We start from the raw sequence: 20,749 nt of genomic DNA, 5'->3' as shown, positions 1-20,749 counted from the left end.
CGGCCGCGAAATACGCCTCAAGCTTCCGAAGCGGCGGATCCGAGTCTGCGGAAGACCCGCTGTTTCAAGCTTTTCGGGATCAGCATCCACAACACGAGAAGAATATTGACGACGATGATCGTCGTCGCGATCGGGCGTGAGAAGAAGATATCGTAATGACCACCGGAGATGATCAGCGAACGCCGGAAATTGCCTTCGCAGACCGGGCCGAGCACGAGACCGATGACGAGAGGGGGCAATGGGTAATCGAAGCGCCTCAGCGCATACCCGACGAGACCGAAGACAAGCATCACCCAGAGATCGAACACCGATGATTCCAGCGAATAGACGCCCATGACGCATAGAACCATGATCAGGGGCAGCAGATACCGCTTCTGCAACTTGATGCAGGCCACGAACAGCGGCGTGAGCAGGATACCGACGAAGAACATCATCACATTGGCGGCCATATACGCCCAGAAGATGCCGCCGACGATATCCTGATGCTTTTCGAAAAGCCCCGGTCCCGGAAAGAATCCCAAGAGGATGAGCGCACCCATCAGCACGGCGCTCGAAGCGTCGCCCGGAATGCCGAGCGCCAGCGTCGGGATGAGTGTACCGCCGACCGTCGCGTTGTTGGCCGATTCGGTCGCGACGACACCGTCTGCGATGCCCGTGCCGAACTCTTCCGGTCGTTTGGAAGCCGACTTTGCGATGGCATAGGCGGAGAAGGCGGATATGCCGCCGCCGATACCGGGCAACGCGCCGAGTCCCGTGCCGATCACGCTCGACCGGACGAGATTACGCCAATGACGCATGGTCGATATCGCCGACGAAAACGAAGGTCGAACGACGCTTACATCCGGCTTCGCCGACAGATCGCCGTGGCGGATCTGGTCGATGATTTCGGAAATGGCGAATATTCCGACGACCATCGCGACCAGATTGATCCCGCCCAGCAGACCATCGATGCCGAAAGCGAAGCGGCTGACATTGGCGAACTCGTCGTAACCGATGGTCGAAAGAACGAGGCCGAGCGTTCCGGTCATGAGCCCCTTTACGGTCGCCTCACGCGAGACGACCGCGATGGTCAGCAGTCCGGTCAGCGTGAGGGCGAAATATTCCGGCGGCGCGAAATCGATCGCGATATCCGCGAGCAACGGCGCGAGGAAGATGAGGATCAGACCGCCGATGATGCCGCCAAGAGCCGAGGCGGCGACAGCGGTACCGATCGCCTCCTTCGCGAGCCCTCGCTTCATCATGGGGTAACCGTCGAGAAGCGTCGCAGCGGCAAGCGGCGTGCCCGGTATGCGTACCATGATGGCCGTTATCGCCCCGCCGCACGAGCCCGCGACGAAGATCGAGACCAGAAGCCCCATCCCCGCGACCGGCTCCATGTGATAGGCAAGCGGCAGAAGCAGGATGATGCCCATGAGCGGCCCGAGGCCCGGCAGAACCCCGATCAGCAACCCGACCAGCGTGCCGAATGCGATCGCGAGCAGCGTGCTGACGTCGAAAAACAGCCGAAAGCCGTCGATGAGTGGCTCAAGGGTCATCGTGTCGCTCCGGACGGACGATTATCGGAATGGGCATGGTTGCCCACCCCGCTTCCGCGGCGTCTACCATGGTTCGATTTCCAGAAAACCGGGAGGAAGCACGACGTTGAGCAATCCGCCGAAGACGTAGCCCACGATCAGCGTCAAACCGATCGCCAGCGCCACCACGGTAAGCGGATTGCGAGAGCCGAGCGTCACCAGAACGGCGATCAGAAGAAGCGGCATGGCGACGTAATAGCCAAGATACGGCAGGACGAGAATGAACACCGCGATCAGGCCCACGCACAGGATCGCCCGAAGCACGAGCCCGAAATTCTCGTCGTCCTCGTACGTTACGGCGTCTTCGACCGGTGCATCCGCATCGAGCTCGTCCGGCAGGGTATCCTCGCTCTCCCGGAAGCCGTTGCCGAACCACACGCGCACGAGCTGGAGCATGCAGAGGGCGATCAGGAAGCCCGACAGCAGCTCGGGCACGAAGGCGGCGTTGTATTGCGCCCCGCCGCTTGCCGCGTCCTGAGCCGCGAGGTCGGTGAAGCATTGCCAGTAGATAACGACGCAGATCAGCACAAACCCTGCAACGGCGGAAGAGTGTTGTAGGCGCGCCTTCAACTCCGATGACATCGAATTCCGTTCCCGAACCGATTGTGGCCGGGCGCGTCGTCCCGGCCGCCAAGGCTACGAACGCGTCCGCTCGCTACTGGCTGAGCGCCCTGACCTTTTTCTTTTCCCATTCGACGGCATCCTTTGCGGACTTCAACTCGTCGCTGACGGAGTTGCAGACCTTGGAATATTCGTCCGGGCTGTAGTTCGTGGGCACGAAGCCTGCCTTCGCGATACCGTCGCGCACGTCCTTGTCCTTGAGTGCGGCCTGCATGGCGCCACGCAGTTTGTCGAGCCGGTCCTCGGGCGTATCCTTGTGCACCAGCCACCAGTCCCAGCCGCTCGCCGTCAGACCGCTGATGCCGAGATCGACGCCTACGTCCTTGGGCGTCGGCGCACCGTCGTAGACCTCCTGGACGGCCTTCTGGTTGCTGAGCGTAGCCAGAATCTTCAAGTGATCCTTGTTGGCGCGGTACATGCCAGGATTCACGATAAGCCAGTCGAGCGTGCCGTTGCGTAGATCCTTCATCCCGAGCGCGAGATCGGGGTAAGGGACAGGACGCGAGACGATGTCGAGCTGCTTGAGGACTTTCGCCGCGACCATGTGCGGCAGTGTCAGCTCGTTGCCGTTGTAACGGGTCTCGCCGGGGTGATCCTTCAGATAGCCGATGAACGACTTGAAGTCGCTCCAGCGATCGTCGTTCGGACGCGTTGCGATGGCGAAGGAGTTCGACGTCGCCGAATACAAAGGAATAAAGTCGTCGCATCCCCAGTCGGCATTACCGAACATCGGGGCGAGCACCAGCGGGGCGACGTACCCATCGGCGATCGTGTACCCGTCCGCCGGACTGTTCAAAAACGCCTTGAACGCCTTCACCCCTCCCGATCCCGGCTTGGCCACAACCGGCACGGCTTGGCCGAGCTCCTTGGCCATGCCTTCCGCGATGAGCTGACTGACACCGTAGGTCGGCGTTCCGGGAGCCCATGGGTACATGACCTGCACCTTGCGTTCGGGAAACTGCGCGTAACCCTGAGACACGGCCAAGAGGCCGACGACGGCCGTCAGCCCGGCCGCCTTCAAACACGCGGTAATTTTCATTCTGTATTCCTCCCGTCGTTCCGATTGATTTCGTTGGTCCGAGGTATCTCCGAATGCCTCAGGCGGGGCACTCGAGCCCGTACCAGCCATAAGCCTCCCTGGGCGTATCGATATCGGCGAGTATGGCGTGCATCTGCGAATAGAGCCGCGCTTCCACCTCCGCATCCCTTATCGGACATTCCTGCCGTGGATCGCTTTCCAGGTCGTAGAGTGCGAACCATTGGTCCTGAAACGTCTGGTCGTCGTGTTGCGGAACGCGATTGGCGTCACTCAGCGCGTCGATCCTGAGCAGACGAATTCCTTTGGTGAAATCGAAGGACGGACCGAGCTCGGCGGTTTCGAGTTCCCTGAGCGCAAAAGCTTCCGACATGTGCTGGGGATTGAGCGTATATTCGTGCAACCCGCTCCCACGAACGTCCGGCGGGTAGTGGAACATCACGTGACGGCCGTCGGTAACGGCGATCGGCCCGCCGAATACGCCGAACGCCACGGCCCGCTTGCCCGGATCGGCTTCCTGCCCCGCCGTATCGCGCAGATGCGCCAACAGCGAGGACCCGCGAACTTCCTTCGGAATGGCGGCGCCGAACATGTCGAGGAATGTCGGCATGAGATCGGGGGTCTGCGTGACGGCGGAACACCGAGCGCCGCCATGTTCGGTGAAATCCGGGTGATAGACCATCAGAGGAACGTGCGAGACTTCCTCGTAATAGGGCATGCGCACCTTGCCCCACCATTCGTGCTCCGACAGGAGAAAGCCGTGATCCGTCGTCAGGACGAGCGCGGTATCCTTCCAAAGATCGTTGGCATCGAAGAAGTCGAGAAGGCGTCCGAAATATTCGTCGCACATGCGGACCAACGCCGCGTAGTTCGCCCGTATCTCACGGACTTCCTCCGGACTGTCCGTTACCCGCTTGTATTCCGGCCAGTCGAGTATGCCTCCGGAATAGGTGCTGTCGCCTTCCCGCCTGAACCGCTCCGGTGCGTGGAACGGTTCGTGCGGATCGAACACCTCGAGCTGCAGGAGCCAGTCGTCGGCATCCTTGTTCGTCTCCAGAAATTCGAACGCAGAGGCGAAGCATCCTGGTCCCGGCAGCTGCTCCTCCGCACCGGCCAGTTCGAGATTGACCATGTGCCGCATGCGACGGGGCGCGTGCTCCGGATCGTAATGCTTCCGGGAGAACTTGTTCCGAAACCGGTCGAGCGGCGGTTCGACCATCGCCTTCCAGGGATCGTACTCCTGTCCGCGAATGAAATCCCAGGAGTTGTACTTGGTGTGATACCCCGCACCGCCATCCTCGAAATAATGGAAATGGTCGGTGACCAAGTGCGTATAGACGCCTTGGTTCTTCAGAATCTCCGCGAAGGAATTGTCGAACGGTTCCAGCGGACCCCAACTGCGGTGCGTGAAGCTGAGCCGCCCCGTATGCATGTCGCGGCGTGCCGGCATGCAAGGAAGGCTGCCGACATAGTGCCGATCGAACGTTACGCCGCGCTCTGCCAAACGGTTGAAATTCGGCGTATCCACCATCGTCCCCCCATACGCCTCGAGCGCGAGACGGTTGAGGGAATCGAACAATACAAAGACAGCCTTCAAGGTCTTCCTCGCTCGCTCCCATGCGGACATGCCCGGCATCCATCCGCACCCCAGTTCCACCTCCGCCCTACCAGCACGAAGCCTTGTCTTTCCAATATCGAATTGTGCGCCTATGATGAAAATAAGTTATCGAGCCGACAGCCGTTTCCGAACCACCCATGCGCTATCTCTTCTCTCGCCAGTTCGATCACTTCCGAGCGGTCTGCGCCACCGGTAACCAGCGCCAGGCCGCGGCTCGGGCAGGAATCTCGCAGCCTGCCCTTTCCAAGAGTATCCATCTTCTGGAACAGAACTTCGGTACCGAACTCTTCGAGCGATCGCCCAAGGGCATGATCCCAACCAAGGCCGGACGGTTGCTCGCGGAACGCATGGCACGCATGGAGCGCGAAGCGCGCTACGCCGAACTCGAAGTCGGCGGTCTCGTCGAGGGGACCGGCGGTACCATCTACATCGGAACCGGGCTCGCCTGGAGCTGGAAGCACGTACCGGTCGTTCTAAGCAAGTTTCACGCGGAATTTCCCAACGTCATCATCGAGGCCGTCAACGGTATCACCGACGTTCTGCTGCCGAGGCTTCTCAACGGCGATCTCGATCTCATCATCAGCGACGTGCACGACATCGCTCTCCCGCCGGAATTCGTCGTGGAGAAGACATGGCATGTGCGCCGCCGTGCCTGGGTCCGCAGCGGCCATCCCCTGGCCGGCAGGAACGATGTCACCTGGGCCGACCTCGCCGAGTTCCAGTGGGCGGGTCATAATGCCGATGTCCGGTTGACCGGCCTCATCGCACGCCACTTCCAAAGTTTGGACCTGCCCCTGCCGACGATCATTCTCAGGGCTTCCTCGCTCATGACGATACTCGGCATGCTGGCAGGCTCCGACCTCGTTGGCATCCTGTCGGACAATCTCAGCGCCGAAGCCCACCAACGCGGGATCGTGCCCCTCGATATCGACACGAACGGATGGGATCTCGAAGCCGGTGTCGTCTACCGCCCGGAAGTGATGGACATTCGTCCGTTCAGACGCTTGCTGTCGATCACGAAGACCGAAACGAATGGTTTCGCCCCTGCATAATGCGGGCCCCGCTTACGAACGTTCCGCTTCGTTTCATGGACGGGCGCCGCGCGCCCTACCCGCCATGGGGCTTGGGAAATCGGCACGACTTCATCCCGTATGCGTCGATGCGAGTCCCGGCATCGACACGCGCTTATGGCGATGATCGGATCCGTCATCGCCACCGCGTGCACATCGCCGCGTCGCATGGATCGAACTTCAAACGCCGTGCCTGCGGTCTCAGGCCGCGGTGCGGCGGGCCGTAAAGGTGTCGAGGGCAAGCAGCGCGAGGCAGATCGCCGCCACCGGGATCGCGACGAGGTTGATGCCGTCCCAACCGAAGGCGTTCAGCACCTGGCCGGAAGCGAAGGAGCTGAGGGCCACGCAGGTGAACAGGATCACGTCGTGGACGCCCTGCACCGCGTTCTTCTCCGAGGGGCGGTAGCAGCTCGTCGCCATCGCGGTCGCGCCGATGAAGCCGAAGTTCCAGCCGAGCCCGAGCAGCGCGAGCGCGGCCCAGAAATGCCAGATCGACGTGCCGAGATGCGCGATGATCCCGCATGCGAGCATGACGACGAAGCCGAGAGCGACGATACGCTCGCGGCCGAAATTGGCGATCAGGCGGCCCGTGAAGAAGCTCGGCGCGTACATCGCGAGTACGTGCCACTGGATGCCGAGCGTCGCGAGGTCGGCCGAATGTCCGTCCGCAACGATGGCAAGCGGCGCCCCCGTCATCATGAAGCTCATGAAGCCGTAGGAACCGATCGCGCAGACGAGCGCCGTGACGAAGCGAAATTGCGTGAGGACGGCGCCGAGCGGACGTGCAGGTGCCTCGGGCTTGTCGTCGATAAGAGTCGCATGCTCGGGCACGTGCAGGAAGGACAGAAGCACCATGCCGAGAAGCGCCAACGGCACGAGCGCGACGAACGAGCCGGCGAACATGACCGGCGCGAAGAAAGCCTGCGTATGGATGACGGTCTGCGGCCCGATGATCGCGGCGAAGATACCGCCGACGAGCACGATCGAGATCGCCTGCGGCTTGAAGGCCGGCGGTGCCGCATCCGCCGCGGCAAAACGGTACTGCTGGACGAAGGAATTGCCGAAGCCGACGATCATGAGGCCGAGCGCGAGCAGCCAGAAGTTCCGGTCGTAGAGCGCCAGTGCGGCGACGATGCCGCCGACAGCCGGAAGCGAGGCCCCCGCCATGAAACCGTAACGCCTGCCGACGAGGCGGGTGAGCGCTGCCGCGAAGACGGCGCCGATCGCCACACCTGCGGTGAAGCCCGTGACGGGCAGCGTCGCCAGCGACTTGTCGTCGCCGAGCAGGCTGCTTCCCGCCAACGCACCGATCGAAACGCTGATCGGTGCGGCGGAACCGACGATCGCTTGGCTCGCCGCCAGGATCGCGGCGTTGCGTCGCGCGAGCGACCGGTCCTCGCTCGCAGTACCGGCGCGGTTCACGTCCCTGCCTTGTCGCTCGACTGCCTGCGTCTTGCGAGGCGATCGAGAACGGCGTTGACGAGCTTCGGCTCTTCGTCTTCGAAGAAGGCGTGCGCGACGTCGACATATTCGCTGACCACGACGACGGGCGGAACGTCGTCGCGATACGTGATCTCGAACGCACCTGCGCGCAGGATCGCGAGCAGCGTCGTATCGAGCCGCGAAAGCGCCCAGCCGGTCGTCAGCGCAGAGGCGATCTCCGGGTCGAGTTCGCGCTGGTGGCCGACGACGCCGGCGGTCACGGCCCGAAACCACGCGGCATCCGCCGGCCGGTACTCGTCGCCGTCTATGACGCCGCCGAGACGATGCGTCTCGTATTCCGCGACGATCTCGTTCAGGCCCGTGCCGGCGACATCCATCTGATAAAGGGCCTGCACCGCGGCCAGTCTCGCAGCGCCACGCTGGTTCGCGGCGCGCGGCGCCTTTGGGTCGCGATCGCTCACGCGCCGGCACCCAGCGTGTCGCGCACCGCGATCATTCGCAGCGCGGCGCGGGCGGCGTCCGCACCTTTGTTCTCGCGGTCGTCTCCGGCACGCGCGCGGGCTTGCGCTTCGTTTTCCACCGTCAGGATACCGTTGCCGAGCGCGATCGATTCGTTGACCGAAAGATCCATCAGCGCTCGGGCCGATTCGTTGGCGACGACATCGAAATGATACGTCTCGCCGCGGATGACCGTTCCGAGTGCGACGTATCCTTCGTACATCACTCCGTTCGCTTCCGCCGCGTCGAGCGCCATCGCGATCGTACCCGGGATCTCCAGCGCACCCGGCACCGAGATCACGTCGAAGGTCGCCTCCGCAGCGGCGAGCTCGCGCCTGGCGCCGTCGAGAAGCGCATCGGCGAGTTCGTCGTAGAAGCGCGCCTCCACGATGAGAAGATGCGGGCGCGTCGTGCGAGCCACGGTCACGGTCTATCCTCCGAAAGGGGGCGGAAACTTGCCGGCGGGACAAACCATGCCGGGACGGGATTGGCAAGCGGGAACTGCGTGCGTTTCGTACATCGCAGCCCCTCCGAACGGACAGGGCGACGGGCGTTCGCCGCTAACCCGACATTCCGGCAAGGCGCGCGGCGTAGCGGGCCATCTGGTCCACTTCGAGGTTGACCGCGTCGCCCTCATGGCGCTCGCCCCATGTCGTCACCGCCAGCGAATGGCGGATGAGCAGCACGTCGAACTCGTTGCCCTCGACCTGGTTGACGGTCAGAGACGTGCCGTCGAGTGCGACCGATCCCTTCGGCGCGATGAAGCGCGCGAGCGCATCGGGCGCCCGCAGGCGAAACCGGGTCGCCTCCCCCTCGGCTATGACGGCGACGATCGTGGCCGTACCGTCGATATGGCCGGAGACGAGATGACCGCCGAGTTCGTCGCCGATCTTCAGCGATCGTTCCAGATTGATGCGACGGCCTTCCTGCCAGTTCGCGATCGTCGTCAGTTCCAGTGCCTCCGCCCATGCCTCGACCTCGATCCAGCGCGCATTGTCGGTGGCGTCCGGCTTCGCGGTAACGGTCAGGCATGGCCCCGAACAGGCGATGGAGGCACCGATGTCGATCGTTGCGGGATCGTATTGCGTCTCGATGCGCAACCGAAGCCCGCCATCGATCGGCGTTGCCCGTTCCAGCCTGCCCACATCGGTGATAATACCCGTGAACATCAGCGTATCCGTTCGTATTCGCGGTATTCGTCGCCGCCGTAGCGCATGAAGCGCGTTTGCACAAAGCCTTCCGGAACGGCTTCCATCGTCACCGGAGAGGTGACCGTGTCACCGCCGATATTTTTCGCGCCGGTATAAAGCGCAATGCGGTCGACGAGGTCTTCCGCCAGGAACGAGCGCGCGGTCTCGGCGCCGCCTTCCACCATGACCGCTTGAATGCCGGCGGCCGCGAAATCCTCCAGGAGCTCCGGAAGGGCAATGGCGTCGTTCGAACCGACAACGGCGGGAAACCGCACGCCGGCCGCCGCGAGCACGCGGCGAGCCGGATCTTCGGCCGGGCGCGTGGAGGCCAGCCATAGCGGCACGCGGCCGGCATCGCGAACGAGCTTCGAAGACGGCGGCGTGCGCAATCGGCGATCCAGCACGACCCGGATCGGCGAACGGTCCTTGAGCCCTTCGATCCGGCAGGTAAGCTCGGGATCGTCCGCAAGCACGGTGCCGATGCCCACGAGGACGGCGTGCGAGCGGGCACGAAGCAGATGCACCTGGGCCCGAACGAGCGCACCGGTGACCGCGACCTGGCCACCCGTTCGCCGGCCGATTGCGCCATCTGCGGAAACGGCAAGCTTTAGAGTGACATGCGGACGATGATGAACGCGCTGCGTGAGGTAGTCGGCCATGGCGTGGGCCGCATCTTCGGCGAGCACGCCCGTCTCGACCGTTATGCCGGCCTCGCGAAGGATAGCATAGCCCCGGCCCGAAACGCGGGGATCGGGATCGGTGGCCGCGACGACGACCCGCGAAACACCGGCCTCGACCAGGGCGCGCGCGCAAGGCGGCGTCCGGCCATGATGGGCACACGGCTCGAGCGTCACGTAGGCGGTCGCACCGCGTGCGGCCTCACCCGCCTCGTCGAGCGCCACGGTTTCGGCATGCGGCCGGCCGCCGAGCGCCGTGACGCCGCGGCCGACGATCGCCGCCCCATTTCCCTCGTCGCGAACGATCAGGGTGGCGACGGACGGGTTCGAGGCGGTGCGCCCGGTATTGCGTTTCGAAAGACGAATGGCCGCCGCCATCATGCGTCGATCGAGCGTTGTGACGGATGTCCCGTCCGGCTCAGACCCCATCGTCGTGGCCGGCCGGATCGCGCGCGATCCGTGCGCTCAGTTCCGCGATGGTCTTCTCGAAGTCTTCAGGCCCGGTGAAATCGCGGTACACCGAAGCGTAGCGCACGAACGCCACGTCATCGAGCGCCTTCAGCGCCTCGATCACGAGAAGACCGATCTCGTCGCTCGGAATGTCCGTTTCGCCCGAACTTTCCAGCCTGCGAACGATGCCCGACGCCGCCCGCTCGATGCGCTCGCGCTCGATCGGGCGCTTGCGCAGCGCGATCTCGAAGGATCGCATGAGCTTGTCGCGATCGAAGGGCTGCTTGCGGCCGGTCTTCTTGACTACCGTCAGTTCGCGAAGCTGGATCCGCTCGAACGTCGTGAAGCGGCCCGCGCAATCGGGGCAGACGCGCCGGCGCCGGATGGCCGCGCCATCCTCGGCCGGTCGCGAATCCTTCACCTGGCTGTCCTCGCAGCCGCAATAGGGACACCGCATGGGCGGCCTAGACCGTATCGCGTGAACGCAGGGTCACGCGATACGCCCCGGGTTTCGGTATCCGGACGGTTCGGTTGCGACGACGGCTTCTCACCCTTCGGCTCTTCGATCAGCCGAGATGCGGATAGAGCGGGAAGCGGTCCGTCAGTTCGACGACCTTCTTCTTCACGCCTTCCTCGATCTCGGCGTTCGTCTCTTCCGATTCGGCATCCTTCAAACCGTCGAGCACTTCGAGGATGAGCGTGCCGACCTCGCGGAACTCCGCCTCGCCGAAGCCGCGGGTGGTGCCGGCCGGCGTGCCGAGACGGATGCCGGAGGTGACCATTGGCTTTTGCGGATCGTTGGGAACGCCGTTCTTGTTGCAGGTGATGTAGGCGCGACCGAGGGCGGCTTCGGACGCCTTGCCGGTCAGGTCTTTCGGCCGCAGGTCGACGAGCGCGAGATGGGTGTCCGTACCGCCCGAGACGATTTCCAGGCCGCCTTCGATCAGCGTTTCCGAAAGCGCCTTGGCGTTGGCGACGACCTGGGCGGCGTAGTTCCTGAATTCCGGCGTCAGTGCCTCGCCGAAGGCCACTGCCTTGCCGGCGATCGCGTGCATCAGCGGGCCGCCCTGGAGGCCCGGGAAGACCGCGGAGTTGATCTTCTTGGCGATGTCGGCGTCGTCCGTCAGCACGAGGCCGCCGCGCGGGCCGCGCAGTGTCTTGTGGGTCGTGGAGGTCGCGACATGGGCGTGCGGGAACGGGCTCGGATGCTGGCCGCCGGCGACGAGGCCGGCGAAATGCGCCATGTCGACCCACAGATAGGCGTCCACCTTGTCGGCGATCTCGCGGAAACGAGCGAAATCGATCTGCCGCGAATAGGCCGAGCCGCCGGCGACGATGATCTTCGGCCGGTTGTGAAGTGCGAGTTCCTCGACCTGTTCGTAGTCGATGAGGCCGGTCTGCGGCACGACGCCGTACTGCACGGCATGGAACCACTTGCCCGAAAGGTTCGGACGCGCGCCATGGGTCAAATGGCCGCCGGCATCGAGACTCATGCCGAGGATCGTGTCGCCGGGTGTCGCGAGCGCCAGCAGCACCGCCTGATTCGCCTGCGAGCCGGAGTTCGGCTGGACGTTGGCGAAGCCGCACTCGAAGAGCTTCGTCACCCGGTCGATGGCGAGCTGTTCGGCGACGTCGACGAACTGGCAGCCGCCGTAGTAGCGCCGTCCGGGATAGCCCTCGGCGTACTTGTTGGTCATCACCGAGCCCTGCGCCTCGAGAACGGCGCGCGAGACGATGTTTTCGGAGGCGATCAGCTCGATCTCGTGGCGCTGGCGACCGAGTTCCTTGTCGATCGAACCGAAGACTTCGGGATCGCTTTCGGCGAGCGAGCGGTTGAAGAACGCGTCGGCGAAGCGCGCCGCGGAGGCCGAGGAAGTGTTGGACATCTCGTTCAAATCCTTGAAGGTTGAAGAGTGGACGAACCGGACGCTGCAGCGACGAACGCGCGGCGTCGGCGTGCCCACAGCACGTACCACACCTCGCCCATCTTCGCCAATCCGCTCCGTCCGGGCATCCGATCGGCGCGGCATGCCGACCCGGGCGGGCCGATGGCGCGTTGAACCCGCAGTGAAATGCCTTAGCTTGGCATCGCGCATGCCGCGACTCGCGATCGGCAGCGATGCCGGAACGGTCCTCGAAAGGGCGATATGACTGCAGCCGAGGGCGCACCGCCCGTGACACCGCCCATCGCCCCGAGACGGCGCGTCCTCGCGCGGCTGCGCGACCGCATCGTCGCATCCGATCCCGCCTTCTCGCGTCTGCGGCTCGCCTCGCGCGCGGTGCTTTCGATGACGCTGATCGGCCTGTTGCTCACGGCGATCACCTTCGTCCATCCCCTGCCGATCGCCGCCTACGGCATCGCCACCATCATCGGCTTCCTCGGTTCGCTCGCAATCCGCGACGTCACGGTGCGCGACCAGATCGTCAGCCGGGCGCTTGCCGGGCTCGCCGGCTGCGCGAGCATCTTCGTCGCCGGGCTTCTCGCGGCGTATCCCTTCACGGCGGATATCGTCTTCCTCGTAGTGATCTTCGCCGCCGTCGCGATCCGGCGTTTCGGCCCGCGCGGCTTCGCGGCCGGCATGATCGCCTTCATCGCCTTCTTCATGGGGGACTATCTGCACCCGGCCGCAAACCAGATCGGCTGGATCGCGCTCGCGGCCTTTCTCGGCCTCGCGATCACCCAGATCGTCAGCTCCGTCATTCTGGTCGACGATCCCGAGCGCGACTTCCGCCGTGCGACGACGACCATCGACCGGCGGATCAACCTCGTGCTGCGTGAACTGAGACGCGCAAGCCGCGCCGGCACGGTGGACCGGACCAACCGAAGATACCTCCAGGGCCATCTTGCCCGCCTGCATGCCATCATGCTGATGGCGGAAGGTTTCATCCCGCAGGAAGACGGCGGCGCGCTCGCCGGTCACGGACCCGCATCCGAACTCGCCGTGGCGCTGTTCGACCTTCAACTGAGCGTCGAGCGGCTGGTCGCCGCCAGCATGCGTGCCTTGCCGCCCGAAGACCTGCTCGTCGCGGCACTCTACCGCGACAGCCCGGGACTGGCGAAGACCGCCGAAGGGCTGCGCGGGGCGCCGGAAGGCAACCGGGTCGCCACGTGCCAGGTGCTGCTTCGCACCGCGCACGCCCGCGACCATCTGGCGGCAAAGCTTGCCGAAGACCCCCTGCCCGCCTTCGCCAAACGAACCGATCGACCCGGTACGACGAGCGCCGGCGGCAACGGAACGCCCGCTGGCGGTTCGGGCGAAAACGGCAAGACGCCGTGGATTCCGGAGCGTTGGCACCTTCCGATCCAGGTGACGCTCGCATCCGCGCTCGCCATGGCTGGCGGAGTCCTCATCTCCTCGACGCGGTGGTACTGGGCGGTCATCGCAGCCTTCATCGTCTTCAACAACACCCGTTCACGCGCCGATACGGCCGTTCGCGCGCTCGAACGCTCGGCAGGCACGCTCGCAGGCGTCATCGCCGGAACGATCATCGCCACGCTCCTCCACGGCTCCATCGCCGTATCGATCGGCGGCATCATGGCGTGCTTCTTCTTCGGCTTCTATTTCCTGCAGACCTCCTACGGCGTGATGATCTTCTTTATCACCATCGCGCTGGCGCTTCTCTACGGGCTGATGGGTCTGTTCACACCCGAACTCCTCGTGCTGCGGCTCGAGGAGACGGTTCTCGGCGCCCTTTCGGGTGTCTTCTGCGCGTTCCTCGTCTTTCCCAAACGGGCGACGGCGGGCGTCACGGTCGCGCTCGAAGGCTATCTGACAACGCTCGGCGAGGCGCTCGACGCCATCCATGCCCGGGCCCATGGCAAAGATGCCGGTGCCGACATTCTCGCACCCTCGCGCACGCTCGACCGAAAACTTGCCGATCTCGCGACCGCGGCACGACCGCTCGGCGGTCCGTGGAACGTCGTCACCCGATACGGACAGGTGCGCGAGAAGCTGCTCGTGCTGACCGGCTGCACGCACTGGGTGCGTGCGCTCGCCCGCGGGATCTCGCACGGGCGCACGCTTTCGGCGGACGAGTTGGCGGAGTTCGATCGGCTGGTCGTGGACGTCCGCGAGCGCATATCGGCCGCGCGCGAACGCAAGGACCGCTTCTTCCTGAAGCCGCCGCGCTCGAAGCCGGCCGTGCCAGCGCGCACGCCGCGGCGGGAATTGGCGATCAACGAGGACGAAAGCCCGATCCAGGCACTGGAAATCATTGCCGCCCTGCTCGAACGGGCGATGTCGGGGCCGAAGCGCGCGAACTTCCCGACGGAAGAGCCTGCGCCGCATTCATCGCTCGCACGCCCTGCCGAAGGCTCATGAGAAACCCGGCCCTTTCGGGGCCGGGTCGAATTCAGGGCAACTTCAGACGGAGCTTCTAGCGAAGCGCCAACTCGTCCACACCGTCGTGATGGTAGATGTCGTCGCGGAACTGGACGACGCCGTCCGAGGTCGACCAGGCGGTGATGTAGACGAAATGCACCGGAACGCGCTGTTCGAGCGGGATCTCGGTGTTCTTGCGCGTCGAGATGACCTGCTCGATGTGGCTTCGCGACCAGCCCTGATTGTCCCGGAGCAGCCATACGACGAGGTCGCGCACGTTCTGGACGCGCACGCAGCCCGACGAATCGAAGCGCATGATCTGCCCGAACAGGCTCTGCTCGGGCGTGTCGTGCATATAGACCGAATACTTGTTCGGGAAGTTGATCTTGACCGACGCCATGGCGTTGATCTTGCCGGGATCCTGACGGAAGGTGAGGTTCGGAGCCTTGTCCGCGCTCCAGTCCACCGTGCTGGGGTCCACCTCGTTGCCCTGTGCGTCGAAGAGGCGAATGTGGTTGCGCGTCAGATACTGCGGATCCTTGCGCATCACCGGCATGATGTCCTTGCGGATGATCGAGCGCGGCGCCGTCCAGTACGGGTTGAGGATGACCTGGTTGATCGCCGAATCGAGCGTCGGGGTCTCGCGTGAGGTCTGGCCGACGATCGCCGTGTGCCGCTGGACGACCTGGCCGTTCTCGACGGCCTCGATCGACGCGGCGGGAATGTTGACGACGACGTAGCGCGGGCCGAGATCGCCGCTGCGCGCGTTGAGGCGAACCAGGTTGGTCTGGAGCTGGCCGAGACGGACATCGGCCGAAACGTTCATGGCCTTGTAGCTGTATTCGCCGAGGACGCCGTCGACCGGCAGGCCGTGACGCGCCTGGAAGCGGCGTACGGCCGCATCGACGTAGGAATCGAAGGCTCGCGACATGCCTGCCGACTGCGAAAGATCGCCGGAGATCATCAGCCGCTTGCGCAGCGTCAGGACGGCGTCGTCGACGCTACCGAGACTGAGCTTGCCGTGCTCGGGCACCATCGGCCAGCCGCCATTGGCGACGAGCTGCTGGTAGCGGTTGATGGCGAGCTGGACGTAGGAGAGCGTCCGCGGATTGAGAATCGGCGTCAGGCTGTTGACGTCGCCACCATGGCCCGGTGATGAATCGAAGCTGTCGTTCCACCCGCGCTGAGAGCCGCGGATGACGCTGTCGACGATCGACTGTGCGCTGGCCCCGCCGGCTGCCGTCAAGGCGCCTGCGGCAGTGACCGCGCGCAGGAAGCCGCGCCGCGAGAAGGATTCGCTACCGAATTTTCTGGACATCAAGACACCGTGTTCCAAGATCGCGATGACAAAGCATCACGATACCACCATCAAGGTTAACAAGACGATACCTGCCGGTGACGGACATCGACGTTCGTTCGCGAACGTTCCGATGTCACCCACGCGACGCGCCGCCACATGACGATACGCAGATGGTTCCCCGCCGACAGAACTCGTGTTGGACTTGCCACGACTTTGTGTCGACTTCGTGGAGCACGGCGCACGCATTCGTGAACGCGCGCCCGGAATGAAGGCCGGTGTGGTTTGTATGCCTCGTTCAGAGGCGATACTGGATCTGGTCGTTCCAGAAGCGGTCGAGCCGCGTGAGAAGACGGTTCATTTCCTTGAAGTCGCCTTCGCCGATGCCGCCGACCTTCTCGATCGAACCGGTGTGACGCTCGTAGAGTTCGGACACGACGGAAGCGACCTCGGTGCCCTTGTCCGTCAGGCTGACACGCACCGCACGGCGGTCGACGCGCGAACGCTGGTGGTTGATGTAGCCGAGATCGACGAGCTTCTTCAGGTTGTAGGAAACGTTCGAGCCCAGATAGTAACCGCGCGAGCGCAGTTCGCCGGCGGTCAGTTCCGAATTGCCGATGTTGAAGAGCAGCAGCGCCTGCGTGGCGTTGATGTCCGAGCGGCCCTTGCGGTCGAACTCGTCCTTGACGACGTCGAGCAGACGGCGGTGGAGCCGCTCGACGAGCTGAAGGGACTCCATGTAGAGCGTGTGGAGCGACTGGTCGTTGATGTCGCTGGTGCCGTCGTTCTCGACGATCCGGGTAGCTTGAACGTTCATCGGTCTGCCTCGCTGTTGACGCGTGGCGGCTTTCTTGTCCGCCGCCTTGAGACAGAACCTATCGAATGCCCCTAAAATTCGACTTAAAATCCAGGCTTAACAGCTGCTTACCGGAAGCCAAGAGTGTATCACGGTAAATCGGGCCTTACCGTCTCCACCCGGCGACGCCGTTCGAACACGAGCGCAAGCCGGAAGCCGACATAGCAAAGGGCGATGACGGCGTGGGCGGCGAGAATGATCGGCTGATGCCCGAAGCGCAGCGTGTAGCCGGTATACATGACGACTTCGCCGGCCGCCGCCACGGCCCATAGTACGGGGCCCCATGAGGTCGTCAGCCAGAGGCCCGTCGCGGCGGAGGGAAAGAGGACGGCAAGGCTCGTCGCCGCGATCTGCCAGTGGACCGGCATGAGATCGAACCGCCAGGGCGCATGACCGACGATGCCGATGAGCGCCACCCAGTATTTCAGGCCCTCGAGCAGCGCGAGGAGCGCGACGAAACGCAGGAAGACGACGAACGCCTCCTCCGTGAACGTCCTTGTCGTTTGGTCAACGGCCGGAACCCGGCTCATCCGCCCCGTCCTCTCCTTCCTTCGCCCGCCGCCGCCGAATCATCGGCAGGGGTCTCCTTCGCATGCGCTTAGAACCTTTCCGGGGCATACGGAAGCGCGCCGGTATGGCCCGCCTTGACCCGTTCTTCGCAAGGGCGTTCAAGGGAAACGGACAATGCGGGAGCCGAACGACCATGGACAAGCAAGCACAGGACGCCTTCGATCGGGCGAATGTCGACCGGATCACCGGCCACCGCCGCATGCGCCGCCACCGCAAGGCGGACTGGTCGCGCCGGCTGGTGCGCGAGAACCGGCTGACGGTCGACGACCTCATCTGGCCGATCTTCCTCGTCGACGGTACCGATACGAGCGAGCCCGTCGACGCCATGCCGGGCGTCTTCCGGCTGACGGTCGACCGGGCGGCGGAGGAGGCACGGCGCGCGGCCAACCTCGGCATTCCGCTGATCGCGACCTTTCCCAACATCGCCATGGAGCGCCGCGACGAGACGGGCTCGCACATCCTCGACCCCGACAATCTCGTCAACCGCGCGACGCGGGCGATCAAGGAGGCGGTTCCGGAAATCGGCGTGATGACGGACGTCGCGCTCGACCCGTTCACGACGCACGGGCACGACGGCATCCTGCGCGACGGGATCATCGTCAACGACGAGACCGTGGCGCAAGCCGCCGAGGCGGCTGTGAACCAGGCCGACGCTGGTGCCGACATCATCGCTCCCTCCGAGATGATGGATGGACGCGTCGGCGCGATCCGCGAGGCGCTCGATGCCGCCGGCCATCAGGACGTGGCGATCATGGCATACACGACGAAGTTCGCGTCGGCCTATTATGGGCCCTATCGCGAGGCGATCGGCACCGGAGGCCTGCTGAAGGGCGACAAGAAGAGCTATTACGTCGATCCCGCCAATGGCGAGGAATGCCTGCGCGAGGCCGAACTCGACGTACAGGAAGGTGCCGATTCGCTGATGGTGAAGCCCGGTCTTCCCTATCTCGACATCTGCTGGCGGCTGAAGCAGGAGTTCGGACTGCCCGTCTTCGCCTATCAGGTGTCCGGCGAATACGCGATGATGAAGGCTGCGGGCGCAAACGGCTGGATCGACGAGGAAAAGGTGATGCTCGAAAGCCTGCTCTCCTTCAAGCGCGCGGGTTGCGACGGCATCCTGACCTATTTCGCGCCGCGCGTCGCGGAACTGCTGGCGAAGGGGGTTTGAACCCGCGCCATTCTTGCATCCGCCGCGTTCGTCCCCACATTCGTGGCGATCGAAACGCGCCAACGGAGCACGACGATGGCCATCGCCGCCGAAATGCCGGGAACGAACCTCGACGCGCCGCGCCGCTACCGCAGCGTGCGCACCCGGCGGATACTCGCCTTCTGCATCGACTACACGCTGGTGCTGCTTCTGTGCATCCCGGTGTCGATCGTCGTCTTCTTCCTCGGCATCGTCACGCTTGGTCTCGGCTTCATGCTCTATTCGGTGCTCTTCGCACTGGTCGCCCTGCCCTACGTAATGCTGACGATGGGCGGAAGCGCGCAGGCGACGCCAGGCATGAAGGCGATGGACTTACGGCTTGCCCGTCTCGACGGCGGCCCGGTGGACGGCATGCTGGCGCTGATCCATACCGTGCTCTTCTGGGCCGGAAACGTCATCCTTTCGCCGATCGTGCTTCTCGTCAGCCTGTTCTCGCCGCGCAAGCGCCTTCTGCAGGATTTCCTGCTCGGCACGGTGGTGGTTCGCCGCGAGGACTAGGTCGGCGTACGAACGGCCCCGGCACCGATCGAAGGCCGTCGGCACGCCGCCTCACGGCGTCGCAGTGGGCGGGAACCTCGGCATCTTCGGTTGACCTTTCGCGGCATTGGGCCATCCTGTGCGAAACCGTGATTTGAACCGCGCCGCGATCCGGAAATGACGAGCCATTCCAGCCATTCGCCCCAGTTCTTCCTGACCGCGCCATCGGCGTGCCCCTATCTCGAGGGTCAATGGGAGCGGAAGGTCTTCACCCATCTCGTCGGCGACAAGGCGGACGAACTGAACGACCTTCTGACGCAGGGCGGTTTCCGCCGCTCGCAGAACATCGCCTACCGGCCGGCCTGCGAGACGTGTCGCGCCTGCGTGTCGGTGCGCATCCTCGCCGGCGAGTTCGAGCCGACGAAGTCGATGAAGCGCGTCGTCAAGCGCAACGCCGATCTCGTCGCCCGCGAGCATGCCGCCGAACCGTCAAGCGAGCAGTATTCCCTCTTCCGCGCCTATCTCGACGCGCGCCACCGCACCGGCGGCATGTCGGACATGAGCGTGCTCGACTACGCCATGATGGTGGAGGATACGCATGTCGACACGCGCATCGTCGAATACCGCGTAAAGACGCCGGACTCGATTGCGACCGGACGCAACGACGGACCGCTCGTCGCCGTCGCGCTGTCCGACGTGATGGGCGACGGCATGTCTATGGTCTATTCGTTCTTCGACCCGGACATCGCCGACCGCTCGCTCGGCACCTACATGATCCTCGACCATATCCAGCGCACGCGCCAGCGCGGGCTCGCCCACGTCTATCTCGGCTACTGGGTCAAGGGATCGCCGAAGATGGACTACAAGACCCGCTTCCAGCCGCAGGAACACCTGATGGCCGACGGCTGGCGACGGCCCGCTTGAAGGGGCCGGCGAACACCGAGCCATCCAGCGACACGGGAAAAGGGTTGGGGCTCGCCGCACTCGGCGGCCTGTCGCTCACCATGGACGTGCCGCTCGTGCGGCTTGCCGATGGCGGTGTGTGGTCCATCCTTGCCGCGCGCAGCGGCGCCACCTTCGTCGTGGCGATCGCCATCTGGCTCGCCTATCGCACCCTCGCCGGCCGCTCCATCCGGCTCGTGCCCGGGCTCGGCGGATCGATGGTCGTCGCGGTCTACGCCGTCGGCGCGGTGACCTTCGTGCTCGCCGTTTTCAACACCTCGACGGCGAACCTCGTCTTCATCCTTTCCTTCAACACGGTCTTTTCCGCGCTGTTATCGTGGATCTTCCTGAAGGAACGGCCTCGGCGCGCGACGTTTCTCGCGATGGGCGCCATGATCGTCGGCGTCGCGATCATCGTGCGCGAGGGGGTCTCGCTCGGTCACGGCTTCGGCGATGCGATGGCGCTCGCGACGGCCTTCCTGACGGCCGCAGCGCTGACCGCGGCGAGGGCGACCGGCCGCGACATGGGCTTCACGCCGCTGGTCGCGAACCTCTTTCCAGCACTCGTCGCACTGTTCCTGCTGCCGACCGGCGGGCCGGTCATCCGCGATCCCGTGTGGATCGCGCTGAACGGCTTCGTGGTGATCCCGCTCGCCTTCTGGTGCCTTGCCTCGGCACCGCGCTACATCCCCTCGCCCGAGGTCGCGATGTTCTACCTTCTCGAGACGATCCTCGCGCCGGTATGGGTTTGGCTGATCTTCGGCGAAGTGCCGACGACGGCGACGCTCTCCGGCGGCGCGATCATGATCGCCGCACTCGCCGCGCATTCCGTGTGGCAGGTGCGCCGCTCGCGCCGCTCCACCTTCTCGCGCGGCGTGCAGAGGGCCGTTTAGAGCCTTTC

General features: G+C 64.5%; 20 protein-coding genes. 6 read left to right on the top strand and 14 right to left on the bottom strand.

The annotated features are described in order from the left end of the window. Positions 1-17: 17 nt before the first annotated feature. The 4 genes from FJU11_RS02640 to FJU11_RS02625 form a co-directional block, all read right to left on the bottom strand. Positions 18-1,535 carry a tripartite tricarboxylate transporter permease gene (locus FJU11_RS02640; RefSeq protein ID WP_141165472.1) on the bottom strand — a complete coding sequence of 506 codons (1,518 nt, stop codon included), beginning with the start codon at positions 1,533-1,535 and terminating at the stop codon, positions 18-20. A gap of 63 nt (positions 1,536-1,598) precedes the next feature. After that, positions 1,599-2,156 carry a tripartite tricarboxylate transporter TctB family protein gene (locus FJU11_RS02635; RefSeq protein ID WP_141165471.1) on the bottom strand — a complete coding sequence of 186 codons (558 nt, stop codon included), beginning with the start codon at positions 2,154-2,156 and terminating at the stop codon, positions 1,599-1,601. A 73-nt stretch (positions 2,157-2,229) separates the two neighbouring features. After that, positions 2,230-3,216, bottom strand: coding sequence for a Bug family tripartite tricarboxylate transporter substrate binding protein (locus tag FJU11_RS02630; RefSeq protein WP_181408018.1), 987 nt, complete (start codon positions 3,214-3,216; stop codon positions 2,230-2,232). 76 nt (positions 3,217-3,292) lie between these two features. Beyond that, a complete protein-coding gene (locus FJU11_RS02625) occupies positions 3,293-4,828 on the bottom strand; it encodes a sulfatase (protein ID WP_141165469.1) in 1,536 nt (511 codons plus the stop codon). Between the two features lie 158 nt (positions 4,829-4,986). On the opposite strand from FJU11_RS02625, the gene FJU11_RS02620 reads away from it, so the two are divergent. After that, positions 4,987-5,901 carry a LysR family transcriptional regulator gene (locus FJU11_RS02620; RefSeq protein ID WP_141165468.1) on the top strand — a complete coding sequence of 305 codons (915 nt, stop codon included), beginning with the start codon at positions 4,987-4,989 and terminating at the stop codon, positions 5,899-5,901. A 219-nt stretch (positions 5,902-6,120) separates the two neighbouring features. Here the strand turns inward: FJU11_RS02620 and FJU11_RS02615 are convergent, their stop codons facing one another. From FJU11_RS02615 to glyA, 7 genes are all read right to left on the bottom strand, one after another. Next, positions 6,121-7,341, bottom strand: coding sequence for an MFS transporter (locus tag FJU11_RS02615; RefSeq protein WP_141165467.1), 1,221 nt, complete (start codon positions 7,339-7,341; stop codon positions 6,121-6,123). After that, complete coding sequence (nusB, locus tag FJU11_RS02610; protein ID WP_141165466.1) at positions 7,338-7,823, bottom strand: transcription antitermination factor NusB; 486 nt, start codon at positions 7,821-7,823, stop codon at positions 7,338-7,340. The genes FJU11_RS02615 and nusB overlap by 4 nt, the downstream gene beginning before the upstream one ends. Then, complete coding sequence (gene ribH, locus FJU11_RS02605) at positions 7,820-8,281, bottom strand: 6,7-dimethyl-8-ribityllumazine synthase (RefSeq protein ID WP_141165465.1); 462 nt, start codon at positions 8,279-8,281, stop codon at positions 7,820-7,822. The genes nusB and ribH overlap by 4 nt, the downstream gene beginning before the upstream one ends. Before the next feature lie 139 nt (positions 8,282-8,420). Next, positions 8,421-9,029 carry a riboflavin synthase gene (locus tag FJU11_RS02600; protein ID WP_141165464.1) on the bottom strand — a complete coding sequence of 203 codons (609 nt, stop codon included), beginning with the start codon at positions 9,027-9,029 and terminating at the stop codon, positions 8,421-8,423. Continuing rightward, positions 9,029-10,156, bottom strand: coding sequence for a bifunctional diaminohydroxyphosphoribosylaminopyrimidine deaminase/5-amino-6-(5-phosphoribosylamino)uracil reductase RibD (gene ribD / locus FJU11_RS02595; RefSeq protein WP_141165463.1), 1,128 nt, complete (start codon positions 10,154-10,156; stop codon positions 9,029-9,031). Before ribD ends, FJU11_RS02600 begins: the two co-directional genes overlap by 1 nt. Further along, complete coding sequence (gene nrdR / locus FJU11_RS02590) at positions 10,146-10,634, bottom strand: transcriptional regulator NrdR (RefSeq protein WP_141165462.1); 489 nt, start codon at positions 10,632-10,634, stop codon at positions 10,146-10,148. The genes ribD and nrdR overlap by 11 nt, the downstream gene beginning before the upstream one ends. 109 nt (positions 10,635-10,743) lie before the next feature. Next, entirely contained in the window at positions 10,744-12,063 is a 1,320-nt protein-coding gene (gene glyA / locus FJU11_RS02585) for a serine hydroxymethyltransferase (RefSeq protein ID WP_141165461.1), read from the bottom strand. A 261-nt stretch (positions 12,064-12,324) separates the two neighbouring features. Between glyA and FJU11_RS02580 the strand changes: the two genes are divergently transcribed. After that, positions 12,325-14,499 (top strand): FUSC family protein, encoded by a 2,175-nt coding sequence (locus FJU11_RS02580; protein ID WP_141165460.1) that lies wholly within the window; start codon positions 12,325-12,327, stop codon positions 14,497-14,499. Between the two features lie 55 nt (positions 14,500-14,554). Here FJU11_RS02580 and FJU11_RS02575 read toward each other — a convergent pair whose 3' ends face one another. The 3 genes from FJU11_RS02575 to FJU11_RS02565 form a co-directional block, all read right to left on the bottom strand. Further along, complete coding sequence (locus FJU11_RS02575) at positions 14,555-15,817, bottom strand: L,D-transpeptidase family protein (RefSeq protein WP_141165459.1); 1,263 nt, start codon at positions 15,815-15,817, stop codon at positions 14,555-14,557. Between the two features lie 277 nt (positions 15,818-16,094). After that, on the bottom strand, positions 16,095-16,613 hold the full coding sequence (gene ldtR, locus FJU11_RS02570; protein WP_141165458.1) for a transcriptional regulator LdtR: 519 nt from the start codon (positions 16,611-16,613) through the stop codon (positions 16,095-16,097). 128 nt (positions 16,614-16,741) lie between these two features. Next, positions 16,742-17,182, bottom strand: coding sequence for a DUF6163 family protein (locus FJU11_RS02565; protein WP_141165457.1), 441 nt, complete (start codon positions 17,180-17,182; stop codon positions 16,742-16,744). Positions 17,183-17,355: 173 nt separating this feature from the next. Between FJU11_RS02565 and hemB the strand changes: the two genes are divergently transcribed. The 4 genes from hemB to FJU11_RS02545 all read left to right on the top strand — a co-directional run bounded on the left by hemB (position 17,356) and on the right by FJU11_RS02545 (position 20,741). After that, positions 17,356-18,390 carry a porphobilinogen synthase gene (gene hemB / locus FJU11_RS02560; RefSeq protein WP_141165456.1) on the top strand — a complete coding sequence of 345 codons (1,035 nt, stop codon included), beginning with the start codon at positions 17,356-17,358 and terminating at the stop codon, positions 18,388-18,390. 75 nt (positions 18,391-18,465) lie between these two features. Then, positions 18,466-18,927: an RDD family protein gene (locus tag FJU11_RS02555; RefSeq protein ID WP_141165455.1), complete on the top strand. Its 462-nt coding sequence runs from the start codon at positions 18,466-18,468 to the stop codon at positions 18,925-18,927. A 156-nt stretch (positions 18,928-19,083) separates the two neighbouring features. Next, the gene (locus FJU11_RS02550) at positions 19,084-19,830 is read left to right on the top strand and encodes an arginyltransferase (protein WP_141165454.1); all 747 of its coding nucleotides are present in this window, start codon (positions 19,084-19,086) and stop codon (positions 19,828-19,830) included. Between the two features lie 80 nt (positions 19,831-19,910). Then, the gene (locus FJU11_RS02545; protein ID WP_141165526.1) at positions 19,911-20,741 is read left to right on the top strand and encodes a DMT family transporter; all 831 of its coding nucleotides are present in this window, start codon (positions 19,911-19,913) and stop codon (positions 20,739-20,741) included. Positions 20,742-20,749 lie beyond the last annotated feature (8 nt).

Source organism: Pararhizobium mangrovi (assembly GCF_006516965.1).
Lineage (GTDB): Bacteria > Pseudomonadota > Alphaproteobacteria > Rhizobiales > Rhizobiaceae > Pararhizobium_B > Pararhizobium_B mangrovi.
Note: the sequence above shows the minus strand (reverse complement) of the source record. Positions and strands in the feature narration are given on the sequence as shown.

What these genes read in the sequence shown, in the direction of transcription:
- FJU11_RS02640 (WP_141165472.1), bottom strand. Translation starts at nt 1,535, where the DNA reads ATGACCCTTGAGCCACTCATCGACGGCTTTCGGCTGTTTTTCGACGTC.
- FJU11_RS02635 (WP_141165471.1), bottom strand. Translation starts at nt 2,156, where the DNA reads ATGTCATCGGAGTTGAAGGCGCGCCTACAACACTCTTCCGCCGTTGCA.
- FJU11_RS02620 (WP_141165468.1), top strand. Translation starts at nt 4,987, where the DNA reads ATGCGCTATCTCTTCTCTCGCCAGTTCGATCACTTCCGAGCGGTCTGC.
- FJU11_RS02600 (WP_141165464.1), bottom strand. Translation starts at nt 9,029, where the DNA reads ATGTTCACGGGTATTATCACCGATGTGGGCAGGCTGGAACGGGCAACG.
- ribD (WP_141165463.1), bottom strand. Translation starts at nt 10,156, where the DNA reads ATGGGGTCTGAGCCGGACGGGACATCCGTCACAACGCTCGATCGACGC.
- nrdR (WP_141165462.1), bottom strand. Translation starts at nt 10,634, where the DNA reads ATGCGGTGTCCCTATTGCGGCTGCGAGGACAGCCAGGTGAAGGATTCG.
- glyA (WP_141165461.1), bottom strand. Translation starts at nt 12,063, where the DNA reads ATGTCCAACACTTCCTCGGCCTCCGCGGCGCGCTTCGCCGACGCGTTC.
- FJU11_RS02580 (WP_141165460.1), top strand. Translation starts at nt 12,325, where the DNA reads ATGACTGCAGCCGAGGGCGCACCGCCCGTGACACCGCCCATCGCCCCG.
- FJU11_RS02575 (WP_141165459.1), bottom strand. Translation starts at nt 15,817, where the DNA reads ATGTCCAGAAAATTCGGTAGCGAATCCTTCTCGCGGCGCGGCTTCCTG.
- ldtR (WP_141165458.1), bottom strand. Translation starts at nt 16,613, where the DNA reads ATGAACGTTCAAGCTACCCGGATCGTCGAGAACGACGGCACCAGCGAC.
- FJU11_RS02565 (WP_141165457.1), bottom strand. Translation starts at nt 17,182, where the DNA reads ATGAGCCGGGTTCCGGCCGTTGACCAAACGACAAGGACGTTCACGGAG.
- hemB (WP_141165456.1), top strand. Translation starts at nt 17,356, where the DNA reads ATGGACAAGCAAGCACAGGACGCCTTCGATCGGGCGAATGTCGACCGG.
- FJU11_RS02555 (WP_141165455.1), top strand. Translation starts at nt 18,466, where the DNA reads ATGGCCATCGCCGCCGAAATGCCGGGAACGAACCTCGACGCGCCGCGC.
- FJU11_RS02550 (WP_141165454.1), top strand. Translation starts at nt 19,084, where the DNA reads ATGACGAGCCATTCCAGCCATTCGCCCCAGTTCTTCCTGACCGCGCCA.
- FJU11_RS02545 (WP_141165526.1), top strand. Translation starts at nt 19,911, where the DNA reads ATGGACGTGCCGCTCGTGCGGCTTGCCGATGGCGGTGTGTGGTCCATC.